Genomic DNA, 21,366 nt, shown 5'->3' on the forward strand with positions numbered 1-21,366 from the left:
TCACCAGCGACAGGTTATTCCATGAAAATTGCGATGATCGGCACCGGCTATGTGGGGCTGGTGTCCGGCGCCTGCTTTGCGGATTTCGGCCATCAGGTTACCTGCGTCGACAAGGACGAAGCCAAGATCGACGGGCTGCGGCGCGGCGAAATCCCGATTTTCGAACCCGGTCTCGACGCTCTGGTAGCCTCCAACGTCAAGGCCGGGCGGCTGGATTTCGCCACCGAACTGACGGCCGCGGTCGGCGACGCCGACGCGGTGTTCATTGCGGTCGGCACCCCGTCGCGGCGCGGCGACGGCCATGCCGATTTGAGCTACGTCCACGCCGCGGCCCGCGAGATCGCGGTAGCGCTAAAGGGCTTCACCGTGGTGGTGACCAAGTCGACGGTGCCGGTCGGCACCGGCGACGAGGTCGAGCTGTTGATCCGCGAGGCCAATCCGACCGCCGACGTGGTGATCGCCTCGAATCCGGAATTCTTGCGCGAAGGCGCTGCGATCCGCGACTTCAAGTTCCCCGACCGCATCGTGGTCGGCACCGACGACGAGCGCGGCCGCAAGGTCTTGGGCGAGATCTACCGGCCGCTGTCGCTCAACGCCGCGCCGTTGATGTATACCGCGCGGCGCACCGCCGAGCTGATCAAATACGCCGCCAACGCCTTCCTCGCCACCAAGATCACCTTCATCAACGAGATCGCCGATCTCGCCGAAAAGGTCGGCGCCGACGTCCAGGAAGTGGCGCGCGGCATCGGCATGGACAACCGCATCGGGCCGAAATTCTTGCACGCCGGTCCGGGCTTCGGCGGCTCGTGCTTTCCCAAGGACACCCGCGCGCTGGTCAAGATCGCGCTCGACCACGACGTGCCGCTGCGCATCGTCGAGGCGGTGCTCGCGGTCAACGACAACAGGAAGCGGGCGATGGCGCGCAAGGTGTCGCACGCGCTCGGCGGCAACATCCGCGGCAAGACCGTGGCGGTGCTCGGCCTCACCTTCAAGCCGGACACCGACGACATGCGCGAGGCGCCGTCGATCCCGCTGGTCACCGGCCTATTGGACATGGGCGCCAAGGTGCGCGCGTTCGATCCGGTCGGCATGGAGCAGGCCCGCGCCGAACTGCCCGACATCACCTATTGCAACGACGCCTATGCCTGCGCCGAGGGCGCCGACGCGCTGGTGATCGTCACCGAATGGGTCCAATTCCGAGCGCTCGACCTCGGCCGGCTGAAGGCCGCGATGAAGCAGCCGGTGGTGATCGACCTGCGCAACATCTATCGCGCCGAGCAGATGGCCGCGCACGGCTTCGTCTATGAGAGCGTCGGGCGCGGCAGCAAGGCCTAGCGGACGGTTACGAACCCAGCCAAGGGCGACCGAACACCGCCTCGATGAATCGCAGACGGCCCCGGCCGCCGTCGAGCGTCATCGTCATGTGGAGGCGGTCGCCGCGCAATTCGAACTCGACGATGAAGGTCTTGCCGTCGAGCGGGTTGTTCGGCGCGCGCCATTGGCCGCCACCGCCCGCCGTCGGCATGCCGTTCCGCTCGCGCTCAACAATCGTCGCGGTCCAGCCGTTGTTGGCGGTCACGCGCAACGCGCCGATGCCATCGATGGTGATCTGGCAGGTCGGACAATTGCCCGCATTGGAACTGATCTGCTGCCACGGGCCGGTCAAGGTTTCGACCTGAGCCCGCGCGCCCGATGGGATCGCGACGGCAAGCACCATCATCAGCGCCAGGCCCCGCAGCATCGCTACCTGCCCCACACCTCTTGCGCCACCTCGACCGCGAGCCGCAGCCGGGCCCATTGCTCGTCCTCGGAGACCATATCGCCCGCCCCGACATCGGCGAAGCCGCTTTGCGGCGACAGCGCCAATTGCTGCAGCGGCACGAATTTCGCGGCCTCGGCGATCTGCCGCTTGATGTCGTCCTTGCTCTGCGGCGCGCCGGGCGTCGCGCCGATCAGCCCGAGCACCACGATCTTGTTGCCCTTCGGCAGAAACCGCAGCGGCGCGAAGCCCCCGGCGCCGTCGCAATCGAATTCCAGCACATAGCCGTCGTAATTTGTGCCGGCGAGCAGCGTCTCGGCCACCGGCTCGTAGCCGCCGCAGACCAGCCAATTGGCGCGAAACTCGCCGCGGCCGGCAGAGCTGGTGATCACCATGTCGGACGGCCGCTCGGCGATCGCGTAGTTGATGACGCGGGCATAGACCCGCTGCAGATTGCCGGCGTCGTCGCGGCGCTGCCGCAGCATCTGCCGCTCGGCCTCCGAACCGAGACGCGCCCACACCGGGTCGTCGACCTGCAGATAGCGGCAGCCTTGCTCGTACAACGCCTTCACGGCGCGGCGATAGGTCTTGGCGAGATCCTCGAAGAACAGCCCGATGCTGGGATAGGCCTCAAGCGAGATGGCGTCGCGCCCGCCGCGGAAGTGCAGCAGCGCCGGCGACGGAATCGTCAGCTTCGGCGTCACATGGGCGATCTCGGCGTGGCGCTGCAGAAATCGGAACTGCGCCAGCACCGGATGGTGGTCGGGGAAATCCAATTGGCCGGTCACCCGCAGCGCCCCGCCGGCCTGATCGGGCTCGCAGCCCTCGAGCGCGGTGAAAAAGTCGAGCTGCCCCGCGGCTGTGCGGAATTCGCCGTCGGTGGCGAGCTTCAGCCCATAGGCCGACTGCTTGTGCACCAGCTTCTCGATCTCGACGTCCTCGATCTTGCGCAGATCGTCGGCGCTGAGCGCCCCGGCCGCGAATTTGCCGCGCGCCTCCTGGAGTTTCGGTGGGCGCAGCAGGCTGCCCACATGCTCCGCCCGAAACGGCGGCTTGGTCCGTTGCATCATGGCTCCCCGGTCGAATGCGATCGGCGCGCACACCGCTACACGGCCGACCCGCGCTGCAAAACGAGGATCGGACGACATCATTAATTCAATGCAAACCAAACATGGACAGCTTGGCAGAGCCCGGCCGGCAGCAGCGGCCCGGCGCCGCGGCAGCCATATCATTGCCATGGAAGCCGGGATCTATCATGCAGGGCCCAGGTGATTTTGACGATGCGGGCAGCCATCCGTTGGCGAGGCAGGACGATCTTGTGGATTTCTGATGGGTTGGATGGGGGATGCTGGCGGCGCATCGGCGCGGTCGGCGCCGTGCTGCTGGCCTGCAGCCTCGGCGGCTGCGGCACCATCAACGAAAAGCTCGCCGCGGGCAGCGGGGATTACGTCCCGCAATGGGCCGGCGGGCTGCCGGCGGACGCCCCGCCGCGGCCGGGCAGCGCCAAATACGACGCCTGGGCCAAGGAGATGGCGCGGCGCCGCGCGATGCCCGCCAACGAGCGCAAGGAGCTGGAAAAGACCGACCCCTCCGGCATCGACCGCTCGGCCGATTGAGGCCGTTCGGCCGGCCCGCCGATGGACGGCTGAACCGCGATCCCCTATACCGCGCCCACCCAGCCCGGATGGACCGTCGCGGTCCCGCAACCTCGATCCCGCGCAATGCCGAACGACGCTCTTGACCCCGCCTGGCTGCTCGGCCTCGGCATCGTTGCGGCGGCGCTGCTGGCCGCGGCGCTGATCCGGCTGTGCCTGCCGCTGTTGCAGCGCTACGCGCTGGCGCGGCCGAACGCCCGCTCCTCGCATACCATTCCGACCCCGCAAGGCGCCGGCATCGCGGTGGTGGTCGCCACCCTATTGGTGGCCGGCGACCTGATCGGGCTGCAGGCGCCGGCGGCGCTGCCGGAGCTGCTGCCGGTGTTCGCCGCAGCCCTGACCCTCGCCGCGATCGGCGCGATCGACGACATCGCACCGCTGGCGGTGACGCCGCGGCTGATCGCGCAGGCGGCGGCGGTGGCCGCCATGGTCTGGGCGCTGCCCGAGGAGTTGCGGATCGCGCCGTTTCTGCCGGCCTGGCTGGAACGCGCCGGGCTGCTGCTCGGCACGCTGTGGTTCGTCAATCTGGTCAACTTCATGGATGGACTGGACTGGATCACGGTCGCCGAAGTGCTGCCGGTCGCCGGCGCGCTGGTGGCACTGGGACTGTTCGGCACGCTGCCGTGGCCCGCCGCGGTGCTGGCCGCCGCGCTCGGCGGCGCCTGCCTCGGATTTGCGCCCTACAACAAGCCGGTGGCCCGGGTGTTTCTCGGCGACGTCGGCAGCCTGCCGATCGGGCTGTTGCTGGCCTGGTGCCTGATCGAACTCGCCGCGCAATGCTGGGCGGCGGCGCTGCTGCTGCCGCTGTATTATCTGCTCGACGCCACGCTGACGCTGCTGCGGCGGCTGCTGGCCGGCGAGGCGGTCTGGCAATCGCACCGCTCGCATTTCTATCAGCGCGCCACCACCAACCATTTCACGGTGATGCAGGTGGTGTCCGAGGTGTTCGTGCTGAATCTGGCGCTGGCCGCGTTGGCGATCGGCGCGGCGGCGAGCCACTCCGCGCTCATCGAGGTGTTGCTGCTGGGGCTCGGCGTCGCCGCGGTCGCCGTGGTGCTGACGCGGTTTTCCCGGCCGCGCCGCTGATCACTGCGCCGCGGCGCGAAGCTCGGCCTCGGTGTGGAATTCCGGCACCGCGGCTTTCAGCACCCCGGCGATCTCGGAATAGGTTTCGTTGCCGACGCCCTGCTCGAGTTCGGCCAACCATTGCCGCAGCAATTCCATCGGCGGCTGGTTCGGCTTGGCGGCGACGATGCCGGCGATGCCGGTCTCGCTGATCGGCTCCTGGTCGGCGAACAGGATTTCGTTCAGCCGCTCCCCCGGCCGCACCCCGGTAAACACCACCTCGATGTCGTAGCCGGGCTGCAACCCGGACAGCCGGATCATGCGTTCGGCGAGATCGACGATCTTCACCGGCTGCCCCATGTTCAGCACATAGACCGAGGCGTCGAACCGCTCCGGGCCGAGCGCGTGGGTCGCAGCCGTGATCACCAGATCGCAGGCCTCGCGGATGGTCATGAAGTAGCGCACCATGTCGGGATGGGTCACGGTGATCGGGCCGCCAGCCTCGATCTGCGCCTTGAATTTCGGCACCACCGAGCCGTTCGACGCCAGCACATTGCCGAACCGCACCGAGATCAACCGCATCGGCGGCCGGCCGCCATCGGCGCCGCTCATCAATTGGCGATCCAGCGCCTGGCAATACATTTCGGCGAACCGCTTGGTCAGCCCCAGCATCGACACCGGCTGGATCGCCTTGTCGGTGGAAATCATCACCATCGCCGCGGCGCCCGAGGCCAAGGCGGCGTCGGCGACATTGACCGAGCCGAAGATGTTGGTCTTGACGCCCTCCGCCCAATCGCGCTCCAGGATCGGCACATGCTTCAGCGCCGCGGCGTGAAACACGATGTCCGGCTTGAACGCCATCAGCAATTGCCGGATGCGCTCGCGGTCGCGCACGTCGGCGATGCGGCCTTCGACCGCGACCTTGGACTCCTTGCCGAGAATCGCTTCCATCGCCGTGTGCAGCGCCGGCTCGGAATTCTCGATGATCAACAGCCGCGCCGCGCCGAAGGTGGTGACGCGGTCGCAGATCTCGAAGCCGATCGAGCCGCCGCCACCGGTGACCACCACGGATTTGCCGCGCACGAAGGCCTCGAGCCTTGCGTAATCGATCTTGACGCTGGGACGCAGCAAGAGATCCTCGACCGCCACCGGCGCCAGCCGCGGAGTATCGCGGCTTTCCTCCAGCGACGGCAGCCGGCTGACCGCGAGCCCGAGCTTGCGCGCCCGCATCAGCACCGATTCCGGCTGCGCCTCGCTCTCGAACGCCGACGGCGTCATCACCACGCGCTTGATCGGCTTGTCGCGGCTGGCGAAATCGTCGACCACATTGGCCAGATCGTCGATCGTGCCCAACACCGGAATGCCGCGAATCAATTGGCCTCGATCCGACAGCGCCGGCGACAGGATGCCGACCGGCCACAGCCGCTGCACCGCCCCGCTTTCGACGCCGCGCAGAAACACCTCGGTATCGGCGGCCCGTCCGATCAGCAAGGTCGCCGCGGCGTTTTTCGACATCGCCTTGTTACGCGTGCGGGTATAGCGGAAATGCCGGTACGCCAGCCGCGAGCCACTGAGGAAGAACACCTCCAGAAACCAGTAGATGATGATGGTGGTCTTGCCGAGAAAGAACGTGCCGAACACGTTGGGCGCCAGAAAGATGTAGTCGAGCACCAGCAGCGCCACGGTCAGCACCGTGGCTGCGCGCAGAATATTCAACAGATCGGGGACGGAAATGAACCGCCACTTGGTGGTGGTGAGATGAAAAATGTAACAGACGAAGAAGCTGAAGGCGACGAAATACGGCAGGATCGTCAGCAGCAGCGGCAGTCGCTCGGTGAAATTCTCACCTTGAAACCGGAGGAAGAAGCTGGCGATCACCGCAAAGGCCGTCACCCCGGCGTCGTGAATCGCGATCAGCCAGTTCCGATAGGTAAACGCGGAGATCCTGGTCATCGAGCGGCGGACAATCTTGGGGGATGTTTCATCACTCACTTTCGCTGAAGCGGCGGGCCGCGGCGCTGATCTGCCGGCGGCACGGCTGCATAGCAGATTGGGCCGGCAGCGCCCGATGCAATTGTTGTTACCAAAACCGCTTGCCGCGCGATACCGCCGCTAGGTAGAGCCGGTAACATGAAACGCCCGACGCCCGGGCACTCCCGGGGGCATCGATCGCCCCTGGCGGCACCGGCCGGTCGCCCTGGCCCGCCGTCGGCTGCGCCGTTACGGCCAAACCAAGTCGAATTTAAGAACAATGAATATGTGTTCAATTATTTCAATCCGGCCAGCTCACCCACCGGATGACGGCTGCTGTTGCAGGCTGTTAAGGCCTCAATCCATGAACACCACGGTCTTCTTGCCGTTCAGGATCACGCGGTCCTCGAGGTGATAGCGAATCGCGCGCGACAGCACCCGGCGCTCGATGTCGCGGCCCTTGCGCGCCAGATCCGCCGGGGTGTCGCGATGGCTGATGCGCTCGACGTCCTGGTCGATGATCGGGCCTTCGTCGAGGTCGCTGGTGACGTAATGCGCGGTGGCGCCGATCAGCTTGACGCCGCGCTCGTGGGCCTGATGATACGGCCGCGCGCCCTTGAAGCCGGGCAGGAACGAATGGTGGATGTTGATGCAGCGGCCTTCCAGCCGGCCCGACATCTCGTTCGACAGGATCTGCATATAGCGCGCCAGCACCACCAGATCGGTCTTGGTGTGGGCGATCACGCCGGAGATCGCGGTTTCCTGCTGGCGCCGGGTCTCCTTGTTCACCGGCAGATAGTGGAACGGAATCTCGCCGAACTCGATGTCCTTGTAGGTCTCGCGCGGGTGGTTGGAGATGATCGCGGTCGGCTGCATTTCCAGTTCGCCGGTGCGCCAGCGATACAGGATGTCGACCAGGCAATGGTGCGACTGCGACACCAGCAGCATCACCCGGCGGCGATTGGAGCGGTCGCGCAGATGCCAGCGCATCATGAAGCGCTCGGCGACCGGCAGGAACGCCTCGCGCAAGCCCTGCAGCGACACCCTGGTCTGCGCCGCGTTGAACACCACCCGCATGAAGAACAGCCCAGTTTCGCTGTCGTCGAATTGCTGGGCGTCGATGATGTTCTGGCCGTTGTCGAACAGGAAGGTCGAGACGGCGGACACGATGCCCGGCAGGTCGGGACAGGACACCGTCAGCACGAATTGATGATGAGGCATGAGGCCAGCTTGATGCGAGGACGAAGCGGGAACGGCGGAATGCGCCCCTGCTCTACCACCCGCGGCGGCCTTGCGCCAATCCCGTCCAAAGCGGCAAGATGCCAACACCCCGAGCGCAGGACATCACATGGTCGAACGACTGGACGGCTATCGCATCCTGATCCTGGAAACCCGCGAGGAAGCCCAGTTCGCGAGGCTTCTGACCGAACAGGGCGCGACCGTGCTGCAATGCCCGATGTTCGCCATTCACGACGCCCCGGACCCCGCCCCGGTCGAGGCCTGGATCCGCCGCGCCATCGCGCAGCCGTTCGACGACCTGGTGCTGACCACCGGCGAAGGGCTGCGCCGGCTGCTCAAGGCGGCGCGGCGGATCGAACTCGGCGAGCCGTTGATCGCGGCGATCGGACAATCGCGAACCTTCGCGCGCGGCCCGAAGCCCGGCCGGGCGCTGCGCGAGATCGGCCTGGAGGCCAGCGTCGTCACCGAGGTGCCGACTTCGGAAGGCATCGCCGCGACGCTGTCCGGAATCGACCTGCACGGCCGAAGGCTCGGGCTGCAGCTTTATCCGGACAAGGACCACAGCGTGCTGATCGCAGCGATCGCCGCCGGCGGCGCCGCGGTCGATGCGGTTTTGCCTTACGTCTATGACGCCCGCGCCGCCGAGAGCAACGTGCTGGCGGCGATCGATGCGATGGCGGCGGGCGAGATCGACGCGCTGGCGCTGACCAGTTCGGGGCAGATCCGCCGGCTGATCGACGTAGCGCGGGCGCATCATTGCGAGCCGCGGCTGCGCGCCGCATTGGGGGCGACGCCGATCGCCTCGGTCGGCCCGGTGGTGTCCGAGGAATTGGCCGCCTACGGCCTGCGCACCGACATCTATCCGGCCAACAACGCCTTCTTCATGAAGCCGTTGATCAGCGCGATGGCGACCGCGCTCAGCGCCCGCAAGCCGCGCGCCGCGGTGCCGTGAGCAAGCGTCGTTACTCGGCCAGCACCGCCCGAAAATGTTCGATGGTCTTGCCGAGTCCCTCGCGCAACTGCACCTTGGGCTGCCAGTCCAGCAATCGCGTCGCCAGCGAGATGTCCGGCTTGCGCTGCCGCGGATCGTCGGACGGCAATGGAGCGAACACCAGCTGCGAGCGCGCGCCGGTCAATTCCACCACCTGCTCGGCCAGTTCGCGGATGGTGAATTCCACCGGATTGCCGAGATTGACCGGGCCGGTGACGTCGTCGGCGGTCTCCATCAGCGCGATGATGCCCTCGATCAGATCGTCGACGTAGCAGAACGACCGGGTCTGCGCGCCGTCGCCATACAGCGTGATGTCCTCGCCGCGCAGCGCCTGCACCACGAAATTCGACACCACGCGGCCGTCATTGACATACATCCTGGGGCCGTAGGTGTTGAAGATCCGCGCCACCTTGATCGCGGTGGCGTGCTGGCGGTGGTAATCGAAGAACAGCGTCTCGGCGCAGCGCTTGCCCTCGTCGTAGCACGACCGCAGCCCGATCGGATTGACCCTTCCCCAATAGCTCTCGACCTGCGGATGGATTTCCGGATCGCCATAGACCTCCGAGGTCGAGGCCTGGAAAATCTTGCATTTCAGCCGCTTCGCCAGCCCCAGCATGTTGATGGCGCCGTGCACGCTGGTCTTGGTGGTCTGCACCGGATCATGCTGGTAGTGGATCGGCGAGGCCGGGCACGCCAGATTGTAGATCTGGTCGACCTCGATATAGAGCGGGAAAGTGACGTCGTGGCGGATCACTTCGAAGTCGGGGTTGGCCAAAAGATGCTTGATGTTGCGGCGCTGCCCGGTGAAGAAATTGTCGACGCAGATCACCTGATGGCCGAGCCCGAGCAACCGCTCGCACAGATGCGATCCCAAGAAGCCGGCGCCGCCGGTGACCAATACTCGCTTGCCAAGCTTCATTTCTGACTTCCAGATGCTGTGCCGGCGTCTCGCCGACGAGACGCCGCAGGGTGGGTCGGCGCCGTCCGCCGCCGCGACCTGTTGATGCGGGATCGGCCGCGTCGCGACAAGCTGCGGTTTGGCGCTCGGCCGGCCCCTGATGATTTCGATTCGATCCGATCGACCGCCGCGCCGGCGAGCCGATTCGATCGCCGCCCGCTAGCGCGGCGGCGCGCGACATTGCGCAAATTGCGCGGCCGATCGCAAGCCCTATCCCGCTGCGCGGAATGCGCCGCGCGCGCGACCGCGCGCAGCATCCGCCGGCCGGCGCAGCCGACGCGCGTGCTGGCGCGGCGCCGCATCCTGGTTCCCAGAGCGAACGGCCGAATCCGCGCCGTGCGTCGAACGATCGGCGCACTTGCGGCGCCGCGTTCATTGCCTCACAATCAAAACAAAGCGGGATGGTCGGGCGGCTTGAAAAGCCACGCGCGTTCGGCAATACCCTCTGCCCTAACAAAAACACCACAACAAGAAACGCCATAACAAAAAACCAAGGAGGAGACCCCATGCGCAGATTCGTAGTGGCCGCCGCGCTGGCTTTGCCGATGCTCGGCCAGGCCGCGATGGCCGAGGACGCCGGCAAAGACACCGTCAAGATCGGCTACATCGACCCGTTGTCGGGCGGCGGCGCCAGCGTCGGCGAAGGCGGGCTGAAGACCTTCCAATACCTCGCCGAGGAATTGAACGCCAAGGGCGGCGTGCTCGGCAAGAAGGTCGAGATCGTGCCGCTCGACAACAAGACCAACCCGCAGGAAAGCCTGATCCAGGCGCAGAAGGCGATCGACGCCGGGGTGCGCTATGTGACGCAGGGCAACGGCTCGGCGGTCGGCGGCGCGCTGAGCGACTTCATCACCAAATACAACGAGCGCAACCCCGGCAAGGAAGTGCTGTATTTCAATTACGCCGCGGTCGATCCGATCCTGACCAACGCCAAGTGCAGCTTCTGGCATTTCCGCTGGGACGCCAATTCCGACATCAAGATGGAAGCGCTGACCAACTACATGAAGGGCATGCCCGACATCAAGAAGGTCTACCTGATCAACCAGGACTATTCGTTCGGCCAGTCGGTGCGCAGCCAGGCCAAGGCGATGCTGGCGGCCAAGCGCCCGGACATCGCCATCGTCGGCGACGAACTGCATCCGCTGCTGAAGATCAGCGACTTCGCGCCCTATGTCGCCAAGATCAAGGCCTCCGGCGCCGACACCGTGGTCAGCGGCAATTGGGGCCAGGACATCGCGCTGTTGCTGAAGGCCTCGGCCGACGCCGGGCTGAAGGTCAACTGGTACACCTATTACGCCGGCGGCAGCGGCGGCCCCACCGCGATCAAGCAGACCGGGCTCAATCACCAGGTGTTCCAGATCACCGAAGGCTTCGCCAATATCGACCACAAGGCGTCGCAGGATTTCGAGAAGGCGTTCCGCGCCAAATACGACTTCGGCGTCTGGTATCCGCGCGCGGTCAACGAAATGCGGATGTTCGCGGCGGCCGCCGAACAGGCCAAGTCGCTGGAGCCGGTCAAGGTCGCGCAGGCGCTGGAAGACATGAAGATCGACGTGTTCAACGGCGGCGACGGCACCATGCGCAAGGACGATCACCAGTTCTTCCAGCCGATCTACATCTCCTCCTTCGGCGAGCGCAGCGAGAAGGAGCCGTTCGACGAAGAAAAGACCGGCTGGGGCTGGCGGTTGGTCGCCAAGATCGACACCCCGGCGACGGTGCTGCCGACCACCTGCAAGATGGAGCGGCCGTAGCGCCGTCGCCGCGACGCGCCGCGCGCCCTCGCCTCTCCCCGCGTGCGGGGAGAGGCGAAGTAAGCGCCCCTCCATTCTCAAGATCGCAGGCAACACCGTGCTTGAACTGATCGTCATCTCCACCTTGAATGGCGTGCTCTACGGCATGCTGCTGTTCCTGATGGCCAGCGGCTTGACCGTGATCTTCAGCATGCTCGGCGTGCTGAACTTCGCCCATGCCAGCTTCTACATGCTCGGCGCCTTCTTCGGCTTCCAGATCAGCCGCTGGGTCGGGTTCTGGCCGGCGCTGCTGATCGCGCCGCTGTTGGCCGGCGCGATCGGCGCCGCGGTGGAACGCTACGGGCTGCGCCGCGTGCACAAGAACGGCCACGTCGCCGAACTGCTGTTCACCTTCGGCCTCGCCTTCGCCATCGAGGAGATCGTGCAGATCATCTGGGGCAAGAGCCCGGTGGATTTCCGGGTGCCGCCGCTATTGGACTTCCCCGCCTTCACGCTGTTCTCGACCAACTATCCCGCCTTCAAGATGTTCATGCTGTTGGTCTCGGTCGGCATCTTTCTGGGGCTGTTGCTGGCGCTGAAGAAAACCAGGATCGGGCTGATCGTGCAGGCCGCATTGACCCATCCGCATATGGTTGGCCATCTCGGCCACAATGTCGGGCGCATCTTCATGCTGGTGTTCGGGGTCGGCACCGCGCTGGCCGCGGTCGCCGGCGTGATCGCAGGTCCCGCGCTGGTGACGCAGTCCAACATGGCCGGGCTGCTCGGCCCGATCCTGTTCGTGGTGGTGGTGGTCGGCGGGCTCGGCTCGCTGCCCGGCGCCTTCATCGCCTCGCTCTTGATCGGCCTGTTGCAGACCTTCGCGGTGTCGATGAACGGCTCGCTCGCCGGCCTGCTCGGTCCGCTCAGCCCCGACCTCGCACAAAGCTGGCTCAGCGACATCTGGAACGTCACCATCGCGCAGATCGCGCCGATCATGCCCTATCTGCTGCTGGTGCTGGTGTTGATCTTCCGCCCGATGGGCCTGCTCGGGACCCGCGACACATGAGAGACGTCACCGTGAGCGCAGCCCCTCCGCCGCCGGCACTGGCCGACAAGCTGAAATTCTACCTGATCTGGATCGCGGTGGCGGCGACGCTGCTGCTGTTGCCGAAGATCTTCTCCTCCGGCGGCTCGCTGACCACCTTCAGCCTGATCGGCATCTCGATCATGTTCGCGCTGTCCTACAACATCCTGCTCGGCCAGACCGGGATGCTGTCGTTCGGCCACGCGGTGTATTACGGGCTCGGCGGCTTCCTCGCCATCCACGCCATCAACTTCATCGTCGGCCACAGATTCCCGATCCCGCTGCCGCTGGTGCCCTTGATCGGCGGCGCCACCGGGCTGTTCTTCGCCGCCTTGATCGGCTGGGTGATGACGCAGCGCTCGGGCACCGCCTTTGCGATGATCTCGCTGGGGCTCGCCGAACTGGTCGCCTCCTCAGCGCTGATCCTGCGCAGCTTCTTCGGCGGCGAGGCCGGGGTTTCCGCCAACCGCACCAAGCTGCTCAAGCTGTTCGACTGGAATTTCGGCCCGCAGATCCAGATCTATTATCTGGTCGCGGGCTGGACGCTGCTCGCGGTGATCGCGATGTACGCGCTGACCCGCACGCCGTTCGGCCGGATGTGCAACGCGGTCCGCGACAATCCGGAGCGGGTGCAGTTCGTCGGTTACGATCCGCATGTGGTCCGCTATCTGGCGTTCTGCTTCGCCGGCCTGTTCGCCGGCATCGCCGGCGCGCTCGCCGCAATCAATTTCGAGATCGCCAATTCCGCCTATCTCGGCGCGGTGCAGTCCGGCACCGTGCTGTTCGCGGCCTATATCGGCGGCATCGGCTTCTTCATCGGCCCGATCGTCGGCGCGATCTTCGTCACCTTCCTGTCGCTCGGCCTCAGCGACGTCACCCCGGTGTGGCAATTGTATTTCGGGCTGTTCTTTATCGCGGTGGTGATGTTCGCGCCGGGCGGCATAACCGGATTGTTGATGATGCACCGGCCGCTGATCAAGGGCGGCACCATGGCCCGGGTGCTGCCGAGCTACGCGGTGGCGCTGCTGCCCACATTGGCGATGGTCGTCGGCCTGATGCTGGCGATCGAAACCACCGTGCACTACACCGTCAATCCCGGCGAGGACCCGCATATCCGCCCGTTCGGCCTGCCGTTCAATGCCGCAAGCCCGCTGACCTGGGCCACCGCGCTCGTGCTGATCATCGGCGGCTTCGCGCTGGCGCGGCTGAGCTGGCGCCGCGTCGGCCATGCCTGGGACGAAGCGCTCACCGCCGCCCGCCAGAACGGAGTTGCCGCATGAGCGCCATCGAACTGCGCGGCGTCGAAAAGAGCTTCGGCATCACCAAGGTGATCCAGAACGTCGACCTCAAGGTAGCGCAGGGCGAGCGCCACGCGCTGATCGGCCCGAACGGCGCCGGCAAGTCGACGCTGTTCAACCTGATCTCCGGCTATATGCGGCCGACCACCGGCAGCATCCTTTTGCGCGACGAGGTGATTTCGGGGCTGGCGCCCTACCAGATCAACCGGCGCGGGCTGTCGCGCTCGTTCCAGGTCACCAACGTGTTCGGCAACATGACGGTGTGGGAAAATCTGCGCTGCGCGGTGCTGTGGGCCACCGGGCAGCGCTACGCGTTCTGGAAGAACATCGACAGGCTGCCGGAGGTGCGCGAGCGCACCGCGCGGATTCTCGAGGACATCCATCTGGTCGGCCGCCGCGACGTGCCGGCGGGCCTTTTGACCTATGCCGAGCAGCGCGCGCTGGAGATCGGCATCACCATCGCCGGCGGCGCCAACGTGATCCTGCTCGACGAGCCGACCGCCGGCATGAGCCACGCCGAGACCGAACGCGCGGTGTCGCTGATCCGCCGGCTCACCGAGGGCCGCACGCTGTTGATCGTCGAGCACGACATGAGCGTAGTGTTCGGCCTCGCCGACCGCATCTCGGTCTTGGTCTACGGCCAGATCATCGCCTCCGGCACCCCGGAGGAGATCCGCGGCAATCCCAGGGTCAAGGAAGCCTATCTCGGCGAGGAGGCGGCGTGATGCTCGAAGTCCGGGACCTGCACGCCTATTACGGCAAGAGCCACATCCTGCAGGGCGTCGACATGCAGATCGCCGCCGGCGAGGTGGTCAGCCTGCTCGGCCGCAACGGCGTCGGCCGCTCCACCACGGTAAAGGCGATCATGGGCGAAGTGCCGCCGGTGGGTTCGATCCGCTTCAAGGGCGCCGATATCGCCGGCCTGCCGAGCTACAAGATCGCGCATCGCGGGCTGGGCTATGTGCCCGAGCATCGCGACATCTTCCCCGGGCTGACGGTGCGACAGAATCTGATGCTCGGCGTCAAGGACCCGCGCAATCCCGGCAAGTGGCGGCTCGACGACATGCTGGAGATGTTCTCGAACCTGAAGGCGCGCGCCGACACCGCCGCCGGCGTGCTGTCCGGCGGCGAAAAGCAGATGCTGACGATCTGCCGCACCCTGATGGGCGACCCCGATCTGGTGATGATCGACGAGCCGACCGAGGGCTTGGCGCCGATCATCGTGCAGCAGGTCGGCGACCTGATCGCCGAGATCGCCCGGCGCGGCGTCGCCATCCTGCTGGTGGAACAGAAACTCTCGATCGCACTGCGGATTTCGCATCGGCTCTACGTGATGGGGCACGGCCGGATCGTGTTCGAAGGCTCGCCGGCCGAACTCAAGGCCAACGACGCGGTGCGCAAGGAGTGGCTGGAGGTCTGATCGCCGCCCGGCCGGCCAGGCGCGCGGCCGCTGCCCCGCCTGATGTCGGCGAGCCCGCGGAACCCCGCATCGCACTGCGGAATCCGTTAACCTATTTGGCAATCCGCCGGCAAGCACCCGTTAATCACGCTGGTAATGGAACAATGCACGCCGGAACGAGTCCAGGCATGTCTGATTGGTCACCGATGAGCAGCGTATGAAGCGTTAGCTTCTGGAGGCCAGCGAGATGAACCGTATCCTGAGCGGAAACGATCCCGAGCTCAGTCCGCTGTTCGCAGCGGTCAAACGCGAGGGCGATGCCAGCGACCGCATCCGGCGGGCGCTGCAGGCGGTGCGCAGCCATCTCGGCCTGCAGGTCGCCTATGTCTCGAAGTTCGAAGGCGACCAGTCGGTGTTTCGCGTGGTCGATGCGCCGGGGCTGGAGCACCTGATCAAGCCCGGCGACAGACGTGCGCTCGACGAGATCTATTGCCGGCACATTCTCGAAGGCCGGCTGCCGCAGCTGATTCCCGACACCTCCGCCGAGCCGCTGGCGATGGCGATGCCGATCACCGCCGCCTGCCATGTCGGCAGCCATCTTAGCGTGCCGATCGAGCTGCCGAACGGCGAGACCTACGGCATGTTCTGCTGCATCGGCTTTCAGCCCGATCGCTCGCTCAACGAGCGCGACCTGGCGACCATGAAGGCGTTCGCCGAGATCGCCACGTTCGAAATCGGCTGCGAGCTGGAGGCGCAACGCGAGCTGCGAGACAAGCAGAGCCGGGTCAGCCATGTGATCGAGCGGGACCAGATGTCGATCGTGTACCAGCCGATCTGGGATACCAACATCATGCAGCCGGTCGGCTTCGAATGCCTGGCGCGGTTTTCGCCGCAGCCTTTGCGCTCGCCGGACAAGTGGTTCGCCGACGCGGCCGAGGTCGGCATGGGCGTCGAACTCGAACTGCACGCCATTCGCAAGGCGCTGCAGGCGCTCGATAGCTTTCCCGCGCCGATGGATCTTGGCGTCAACGCCTCGGCGGCCACCATCCTCAGCAAAGACTTCGCGACGGTGTTCGCCGACCTGCCGCTCGATCGGCTGATCGTCGAGATCACCGAGCATTCCACGGTCGGCAACTACGACGCCATCATCGACGTGTTGCGGCCGCTGCGCGAGCGCGGCTTGCGACTGGCGGTCGACGACGCCGGCGCCGGCTATTCCAGCCTGCGGCACATCCTCAACATGGAGCCTGACTTCATCAAGCTCGACATCGGCCTGACCCAGAACATCGACCTCGACCCGGCGCGCAAGGCGCTAGCCCGCGCCCTGGTCGGCTTCGCCCGCGACACCGGCAGCCGGATCGTCGCCGAAGGCGTCGAGCGGCAATCCGAACTCGACGCGCTGCGCGCGATCGGGGTGAAGAAGGTGCAGGGCTATCTGCTCGGCCGTCCGATGCCGCTGCAGGAGGCGCTGGCGCTCTGCACAAGCCGCCGCCGGCGCAAGACCGCGGTCCGCTTGACGGCCTGACCGGCGCCGCGCGCCGGCGCTGCCACGAGCGTTGCATGCTGCGGCGCAGCAGCTCGCGCGATCCCGATGCGCATATCGGTCGCGGCCGGCGGCTTTGACATCGGCAAACCCAATAGTCGAATATGAGCCGGATTCGAACCGTGTAAGCTCGGGCGGCGGATCAACCGCGTGATTAAGGGCGTCGAAACGCCCGGATCGAGGACGTTGCGACGGCAGGCGCGTGCAGCGCCGCCGCGACAGCGAACCAGGGGAGGGAATGCGTGCAACACGCATTGGAGCTGCGCGCAGTGTCGCTGCGCTTCGGCGGGGTCCGGGCGCTGACCGATGTCAGCTTCGCGGTCGGCGACGGCGAGTTGTTCTCAATCATCGGCCCGAACGGCGCCGGCAAGACCTCGATCGTCAATTGCATCTCCGGCCGTTACCGCCCGACCGAGGGCCAGCTCTTCTATCATGGCCGCGACATCACCGCGCTGAAGCCCAACGCCCGCGCTTCGCTCGGCATCGGCCGCACCTTCCAGAATCTGGCGCTGTTCCACCATATGAGCGTGCTCGACAACATCATGGTCGGCCGCCACCATCTGTTGAAAAACAACTTCATCACCTGCTCCTTGTACTGGCTGACCGGCGCGCGGCAGGAAGAGCTCGAGCATCGCCGCAAGGTCGAGGAGATCATCGACTTCCTCGACCTGCAGAGCGTGCGCAAGGCCACCGCCGGCACCCTGCCCTACGGCCTACGCAAGCGCGTCGAACTCGCCCGCGCGATGGCGCTCGAGCCGCGGCTGATCCTGCTCGACGAGCCGATGGCCGGGATGAACTTCGAAGAGAAGGAGGACATGGCGCGCTACATCGTCGACCTCAACGAAGAATACGGCATGACGGTGATGATGATCGAGCACGACATGGGCGTGGTGATGGACATCTCGCATAAGGTGATGGTGCTGGATTTCGGCCGCAAGATCGCCGAGGGCGAGCCGGCCGCGGTGCTCGCCGACAGCCACGTCAAGCGCGCTTATCTCGGCGAAGAGGACGAGCTATTGGTCGATCCCGACGATCCGCCGGCGGTCGCCGAAACCACGGAGACCGCGGCATGATGGACTATGCGGGTCGGGTCGCGCAGGCCGACACTTACCCGAAGCTATTGCGGCTCAACGCCAGCGAGCACGGCGCCGAGATCGCGCTGCGCGAAAAGGATTTTGGGCTGTGGCGCGAAATCTCCTGGGCCGACTATCAGGAGCGGGTGCGGAATTTCGCGCTCGGCATGCGCGAGCTCGGCGTCAAGCGCGGCGACGTCATCGGCGAGACCGTGGTGCTCGGCGCCGGCCGTGATCAGCTCGCCGCGATGATCTGCATCCGGTTTTCGATCATCTCGAAATGGGCCGAGAAGAAGCGGATCTCCTTCACCACCTACACCGACCTCGCTTCGCGGCCGGAGGTCTACGCGCTGTTGCGCAAGGAGGTCGAAGCGGTCAACGCCACGCTGCCGCCGGCGCAGCGGATCGGCAAGTTCTTGCTGCTGTACAAGGAGCTCGACGCCGACGACGGCGAACTGACCCGCACCCGCAAGGTGCGCCGCAGCGTGATCAACGAGAAATACGCCGACATCATCGCAGGGATTTACGGCGGCGCGCCGGAAATTGCGGTCGACACGATGATCCAGTTCCAGGACGGCACCACGCAACGCATCCGCACCCGGCTCACGGTGGTCGATCTTGCGCGCGACGTGGTGGCGATGGAGGCGGCGGAATGAACGGGGCCTTGGTTTTAACCACCGAAGCCAGCCGCGGGCGCCACCTCTCCCCGCTTGCGGGGAGAGGTCGATCGGCGAAGCGCAGCGAAGCCGGTCGGGTGAGGGGGCGCCAATTGCGACAACGCGGCCATGATGGGTTGCAGCAGAGGGGCGACATTCCGCTCGGCTCCGATCAGGAATATCGCATTGCCGCTAACACTACCCAGGGAGACACGCCCCCTCACCCGGCCCGATGCCGACGATGCTGCGCATCGCCGGCCCCGCGCCGACCTCTCCCCGCAAGCGGGGAGAGGTTCGTTGAACCTCAGCAGTCTCTTGTCTCCACCGCGCTTGGGGAAAGACAGCCCGGAGCGCCGCAGCAAGTTCACCTCTCCCCGCTTGCGGGGAGAGGTCGGATCGCGTCAGCGATCCGGGTGAGGGGGTGCTTCGGCAAGGGCGGCGGCGATGGTTTCCAATACGCCGTTTATATTGCCCAGCACGTCGTTGTTCCAGAACCGCAGCAAGCGATAATTGTGCGCTCGCAACCATTGATCGCGGCGAATGTCGCGCGCGTTATCGGCGTGCTGCCCGCCGTCGATCTCGATAATCAGTCGCCGTTCGCGGCAGATCAGATCCACGGTATAAGGACCGACCGGCTCCTGGCGGACGAATTTGTGGCCATCCAGCGCACGCGCGCGAAGCCGATGCCACAACGCGTTCTCGGCCTCGGTCGCCGCGCGTCGCAGCCGCCTGGCACGCGCGGTTTGAACGTCCTTAGCTTCTCGCATGAGGAAACGCCCCCTCACCCGGATCACCGCTGCGCGATGATCCGACCTCTCCCCGCAAGCGGGGAGAGGTTAGCTCAGCACGCGTGGAAATACAGAAGCGTAAAGCTGCTTCAGACCATCAGCAATCCAACGTTCGGTCAGCCCGGAGCCTCGCCCGCATGAACGCCCAGCTCCTGATCCAGCTCCTGGTCAACGGCCTGGTGGTCGGCACGCTATATGGCGTGGTGGCGATGAGTTTCGTGCTGATCTACAAGGCCACGCAGGTCGTCAATTTCGCGCAGGGCGAACTCTTGCTGATCGGCGCCTGGGTGTGCTGGACGCTGCTAACCAAATATCAGGTGCCGTTCTATCTCGGCATGCCAATCACGCTGGCCTTCATGTTCTGCTTCGGCATCGCAGTGCAGGTCGTGATCCTGCGGCCGATGATCGGCGAGCCGATCATCTCGGTGATCATGGTGACGATCGCGCTGTCCACGGTGTTTCAGGCGGCGCTGAAATGGATGTTTGGCGTCAGCCCGCAGCCGTTTCCGCGGGTGTTCGAAAGCCAGTCGGTCTCCTTCGCCGGATTACAGATCCAGACCGTCTACGTCATGAGCCTGGTGGTCTCGGTGGCGATGATGATCGGCATGGCGTGGTTCTTCAAGGTCTCGAAATACGGCCTGGCGATGCGCGCCACCGCGTTCAACCAGCAGGTCGCGCAGTCGCTCGGCATTTCGGTGAAAAGCGTGTTCGCGATGGCCTGGGCGATCTCCGCCACCGTCTCGGCGGTCGCCGGCGTGGTGGTCGCGGTGGTCAACGGGGTGTCGTCGGGGCTGTCCAGCTACGGCATCAAGGTGTTCCCCGCGGCGATCCTCGGCGGGCTCGACAGCATCGGCGGCGCGGTGGTCGGCGGGCTGATCATCGGGCTTCTCGAAAACCTCGCGCAATATGTCGACAGCGAATATCTGCACTGGGGCAATCTCTACGAAGTGGCGCCGTTCTACGTGCTGATCATCATCCTGATGATCAAGCCTTATGGGCTGTTCGGCACACGTGACATCGAACGGATCTGATCCTTATGGCTTCTCCCTCGATCATTCCCGCCGGCGATTTCCGCACCTCTTACGCCGCCGACACCACGATTTTCCCGACCCCGATGAGCCGCAACGCCGCGCTTCTCGGAATCGTGCTGGTGTGCTTTGCGCCGATGCTGCTCTCGGAATATTGGCTCAGCATCCTGATCCAGATCGGCATCTACGGCATCGCGGCACTCGGGCTGAACATCCTGGTCGGCTTCACCGGGCAGATTTCGATCGGCCACGCCGCGTTCTTCCTGCTCGGCGCCTTCACCTCGGCCTATCTCTCCAACACTCTGCCGATCCCGGTGTTCTTCGCGATTCCACTATCCGGCGTGATCACTGCATTGGTCGGGTTGGTGTTCGGCCTGCCGGCGGCGCGGCTGAAGGGGCTGTATCTGGTCATCGCCACGCTGGCGGCGCAATATATTCTGCTGGATTTCTTCTCGCGCGCCGAATGGTTCTCCGGCGGCTCGGTGCCGGCGATGGCGCAGCCGTTCTCGATCTTCGGCTACGTGCTGCGCGGCGACCGGCAATATTTCTACGTCGTGCTGGCCTATGTGCTGGCGAGCTATCTGCTGGTCACCAATCTGATGCGCAGCCGCGACGGCCGCGCGCTGGTGGCGGTGCGCGACCATTATCTCTCCGCCGAAATCATGGGCATCAACCTCACCAAATATCGCACGCTGTCGTTCGGGCTCGCCGCCTTCTTCGCCGGCATTGCGGGGGCGCTCTACGCGCATTACCAGCTCGTCGTCTCCAACGAGGGCTTCGGCATCGAACGCTCGATCATCTTCCTCGCCATGGTGATCATCGGCGGCACCGGCTCGATCATGGGCAGCCTGATGGGCACCGCCTTCGTCGTCTTGCTGCCGGAATCGATGGAATGGATTTCCGCCGGTCTGAAAGGCGGCGCGATCGACCGCGCGCTGTCGCTCAACAACAACCTGACCTTCCTGCGCGAGATCGCGATCGGGCTGATCATCATCGCGTTCCTGATGTTCGAGCCGGATGGGCTCGCGCATCGCTGGCGGCAGATCAAGACCTATTGGAAACTCTACCCGTTCTCGCATTGAGGACGACCGACGCCAAGATACAATAAGAGAAAACCATCGGAGGAAAC

General features: G+C 65.5%; 19 protein-coding genes and 1 pseudogene. 14 read left to right on the forward strand and 6 right to left on the reverse strand.

Features of this window, described 5'->3' with window-relative positions; all coding sequences use genetic code 11:
* Nucleotides 1-21: 21 nt before the first annotated feature.
* On the forward strand, nt 22-1,335 hold the full coding sequence (locus VGC77_RS09975; RefSeq protein WP_331171412.1) for a UDP-glucose/GDP-mannose dehydrogenase family protein: 1,314 nt from the start codon (nt 22-24) through the stop codon (nt 1,333-1,335).
* A 7-nt stretch (nt 1,336-1,342) separates the two neighbouring features.
* Here VGC77_RS09975 and VGC77_RS09980 read toward each other — a convergent pair whose 3' ends face one another.
* Both VGC77_RS09980 and VGC77_RS09985 read right to left on the reverse strand, forming a co-directional pair.
* The gene (locus tag VGC77_RS09980; RefSeq protein WP_331171413.1) at nt 1,343-1,741 is read right to left on the reverse strand and encodes a hypothetical protein; all 399 of its coding nucleotides are present in this window, start codon (nt 1,739-1,741) and stop codon (nt 1,343-1,345) included.
* A 2-nt stretch (nt 1,742-1,743) separates the two neighbouring features.
* Nucleotides 1,744-2,826, reverse strand: coding sequence for a 5-methyltetrahydropteroyltriglutamate--homocysteine S-methyltransferase (locus tag VGC77_RS09985; protein ID WP_331171414.1), 1,083 nt, complete (start codon nt 2,824-2,826; stop codon nt 1,744-1,746).
* A gap of 255 nt (nt 2,827-3,081) precedes the next feature.
* Between VGC77_RS09985 and VGC77_RS09990 the strand changes: the two genes are divergently transcribed.
* Entirely contained in the window at nt 3,082-3,375 is a 294-nt protein-coding gene (locus VGC77_RS09990; RefSeq protein ID WP_331171468.1) for a hypothetical protein, read from the forward strand.
* A gap of 105 nt (nt 3,376-3,480) precedes the next feature.
* Nucleotides 3,481-4,500 (forward strand): glycosyl transferase, encoded by a 1,020-nt coding sequence (locus tag VGC77_RS09995; protein WP_331171415.1) that lies wholly within the window; start codon nt 3,481-3,483, stop codon nt 4,498-4,500.
* Here VGC77_RS09995 and VGC77_RS10000 read toward each other — a convergent pair whose 3' ends face one another.
* A complete protein-coding gene (locus tag VGC77_RS10000; RefSeq protein ID WP_331171416.1) occupies nt 4,501-6,432 on the reverse strand; it encodes a nucleoside-diphosphate sugar epimerase/dehydratase in 1,932 nt (643 codons plus the stop codon).
* Between the two features lie 375 nt (nt 6,433-6,807).
* On the reverse strand, nt 6,808-7,671 hold the full coding sequence (gene purU / locus VGC77_RS10005) for a formyltetrahydrofolate deformylase (RefSeq protein ID WP_331171417.1): 864 nt from the start codon (nt 7,669-7,671) through the stop codon (nt 6,808-6,810).
* Nucleotides 7,672-7,798: 127 nt separating this feature from the next.
* On the opposite strand from purU, the gene VGC77_RS10010 reads away from it, so the two are divergent.
* Nucleotides 7,799-8,641: a uroporphyrinogen-III synthase gene (locus tag VGC77_RS10010; protein ID WP_331171418.1), complete on the forward strand. Its 843-nt coding sequence runs from the start codon at nt 7,799-7,801 to the stop codon at nt 8,639-8,641.
* A gap of 10 nt (nt 8,642-8,651) precedes the next feature.
* Here the strand turns inward: VGC77_RS10010 and VGC77_RS10015 are convergent, their stop codons facing one another.
* Entirely contained in the window at nt 8,652-9,599 is a 948-nt protein-coding gene (locus VGC77_RS10015; RefSeq protein ID WP_331171419.1) for a UDP-glucuronic acid decarboxylase family protein, read from the reverse strand.
* Nucleotides 9,600-10,144: 545 nt separating this feature from the next.
* Between VGC77_RS10015 and VGC77_RS10020 the strand changes: the two genes are divergently transcribed.
* The 8 genes and pseudogenes from VGC77_RS10020 to VGC77_RS10055 all read left to right on the forward strand — a co-directional run.
* On the forward strand, nt 10,145-11,389 hold the full coding sequence (locus tag VGC77_RS10020) for a branched-chain amino acid ABC transporter substrate-binding protein (RefSeq protein WP_331171420.1): 1,245 nt from the start codon (nt 10,145-10,147) through the stop codon (nt 11,387-11,389).
* 97 nt (nt 11,390-11,486) lie between these two features.
* The gene (locus tag VGC77_RS10025; protein ID WP_331171421.1) at nt 11,487-12,434 is read left to right on the forward strand and encodes a branched-chain amino acid ABC transporter permease; all 948 of its coding nucleotides are present in this window, start codon (nt 11,487-11,489) and stop codon (nt 12,432-12,434) included.
* Nucleotides 12,431-13,732 carry a branched-chain amino acid ABC transporter permease gene (locus VGC77_RS10030; protein WP_331171422.1) on the forward strand — a complete coding sequence of 434 codons (1,302 nt, stop codon included), beginning with the start codon at nt 12,431-12,433 and terminating at the stop codon, nt 13,730-13,732. Before VGC77_RS10025 ends, VGC77_RS10030 begins: the two co-directional genes overlap by 4 nt.
* A complete protein-coding gene (locus VGC77_RS10035; protein WP_331171423.1) occupies nt 13,729-14,475 on the forward strand; it encodes an ABC transporter ATP-binding protein in 747 nt (248 codons plus the stop codon). Before VGC77_RS10030 ends, VGC77_RS10035 begins: the two co-directional genes overlap by 4 nt.
* The gene (locus VGC77_RS10040; protein WP_331171424.1) at nt 14,475-15,170 is read left to right on the forward strand and encodes an ABC transporter ATP-binding protein; all 696 of its coding nucleotides are present in this window, start codon (nt 14,475-14,477) and stop codon (nt 15,168-15,170) included. The genes VGC77_RS10035 and VGC77_RS10040 overlap by 1 nt, the downstream gene beginning before the upstream one ends.
* A gap of 226 nt (nt 15,171-15,396) precedes the next feature.
* Nucleotides 15,397-16,674, forward strand: a complete 1,278-nt coding sequence (locus tag VGC77_RS10045) for a sensor domain-containing phosphodiesterase (RefSeq protein ID WP_331171425.1) — start codon at nt 15,397-15,399, stop codon at nt 16,672-16,674.
* A 260-nt stretch (nt 16,675-16,934) separates the two neighbouring features.
* The gene (locus tag VGC77_RS10050; RefSeq protein ID WP_331171426.1) at nt 16,935-17,765 is read left to right on the forward strand and encodes an ABC transporter ATP-binding protein; all 831 of its coding nucleotides are present in this window, start codon (nt 16,935-16,937) and stop codon (nt 17,763-17,765) included.
* A 182-nt stretch (nt 17,766-17,947) separates the two neighbouring features.
* Nucleotides 17,948-18,421 (forward strand): annotated as a pseudogene (locus VGC77_RS10055) (long-chain fatty acid--CoA ligase); the annotation flags it as partial.
* A gap of 401 nt (nt 18,422-18,822) precedes the next feature.
* Here the strand turns inward: VGC77_RS10055 and VGC77_RS10060 are convergent.
* Nucleotides 18,823-19,188, reverse strand: coding sequence for an endonuclease domain-containing protein (locus VGC77_RS10060; protein WP_331171469.1), 366 nt, complete (start codon nt 19,186-19,188; stop codon nt 18,823-18,825).
* A gap of 158 nt (nt 19,189-19,346) precedes the next feature.
* Here VGC77_RS10060 and VGC77_RS10065 point away from each other — a divergent pair, with 158 nt between their 5' ends.
* Nucleotides 19,347-20,240 (forward strand): branched-chain amino acid ABC transporter permease, encoded by an 894-nt coding sequence (locus VGC77_RS10065; protein WP_331171427.1) that lies wholly within the window; start codon nt 19,347-19,349, stop codon nt 20,238-20,240.
* Between the two features lie 5 nt (nt 20,241-20,245).
* Nucleotides 20,246-21,319: a branched-chain amino acid ABC transporter permease gene (locus tag VGC77_RS10070; RefSeq protein WP_331171428.1), complete on the forward strand. Its 1,074-nt coding sequence runs from the start codon at nt 20,246-20,248 to the stop codon at nt 21,317-21,319.
* Nucleotides 21,320-21,366: the final 47 nt, after the last annotated feature.

This window comes from Rhodopseudomonas sp., from assembly GCF_036404135.1.
Classification (GTDB): domain Bacteria; phylum Pseudomonadota; class Alphaproteobacteria; order Rhizobiales; family Xanthobacteraceae; genus Rhodopseudomonas_A.

Bases quoted from the DNA above. Each gene is read 5' to 3' on its own strand.
- VGC77_RS09975 (WP_331171412.1), top strand. From the start codon at position 22: ATGAAAATTGCGATGATCGGCACCGGCTATGTGGGGCTGGTGTCCGGC.
- VGC77_RS09980 (WP_331171413.1), bottom strand. From the start codon at position 1,741: ATGCTGCGGGGCCTGGCGCTGATGATGGTGCTTGCCGTCGCGATCCCA.
- VGC77_RS09985 (WP_331171414.1), bottom strand. From the start codon at position 2,826: ATGCAACGGACCAAGCCGCCGTTTCGGGCGGAGCATGTGGGCAGCCTG.
- VGC77_RS09995 (WP_331171415.1), top strand. From the start codon at position 3,481: ATGCCGAACGACGCTCTTGACCCCGCCTGGCTGCTCGGCCTCGGCATC.
- VGC77_RS10000 (WP_331171416.1), bottom strand. From the start codon at position 6,432: ATGACCAGGATCTCCGCGTTTACCTATCGGAACTGGCTGATCGCGATT.
- purU (WP_331171417.1), bottom strand. From the start codon at position 7,671: ATGCCTCATCATCAATTCGTGCTGACGGTGTCCTGTCCCGACCTGCCG.
- VGC77_RS10010 (WP_331171418.1), top strand. From the start codon at position 7,799: ATGGTCGAACGACTGGACGGCTATCGCATCCTGATCCTGGAAACCCGC.
- VGC77_RS10015 (WP_331171419.1), bottom strand. From the start codon at position 9,599: ATGAAGCTTGGCAAGCGAGTATTGGTCACCGGCGGCGCCGGCTTCTTG.
- VGC77_RS10020 (WP_331171420.1), top strand. From the start codon at position 10,145: ATGCGCAGATTCGTAGTGGCCGCCGCGCTGGCTTTGCCGATGCTCGGC.
- VGC77_RS10030 (WP_331171422.1), top strand. From the start codon at position 12,431: ATGAGAGACGTCACCGTGAGCGCAGCCCCTCCGCCGCCGGCACTGGCC.
- VGC77_RS10035 (WP_331171423.1), top strand. From the start codon at position 13,729: ATGAGCGCCATCGAACTGCGCGGCGTCGAAAAGAGCTTCGGCATCACC.
- VGC77_RS10040 (WP_331171424.1), top strand. From the start codon at position 14,475: ATGCTCGAAGTCCGGGACCTGCACGCCTATTACGGCAAGAGCCACATC.
- VGC77_RS10045 (WP_331171425.1), top strand. From the start codon at position 15,397: ATGAACCGTATCCTGAGCGGAAACGATCCCGAGCTCAGTCCGCTGTTC.
- VGC77_RS10060 (WP_331171469.1), bottom strand. From the start codon at position 19,188: ATGCGAGAAGCTAAGGACGTTCAAACCGCGCGTGCCAGGCGGCTGCGA.
- VGC77_RS10065 (WP_331171427.1), top strand. From the start codon at position 19,347: ATGAACGCCCAGCTCCTGATCCAGCTCCTGGTCAACGGCCTGGTGGTC.
- VGC77_RS10070 (WP_331171428.1), top strand. From the start codon at position 20,246: ATGGCTTCTCCCTCGATCATTCCCGCCGGCGATTTCCGCACCTCTTAC.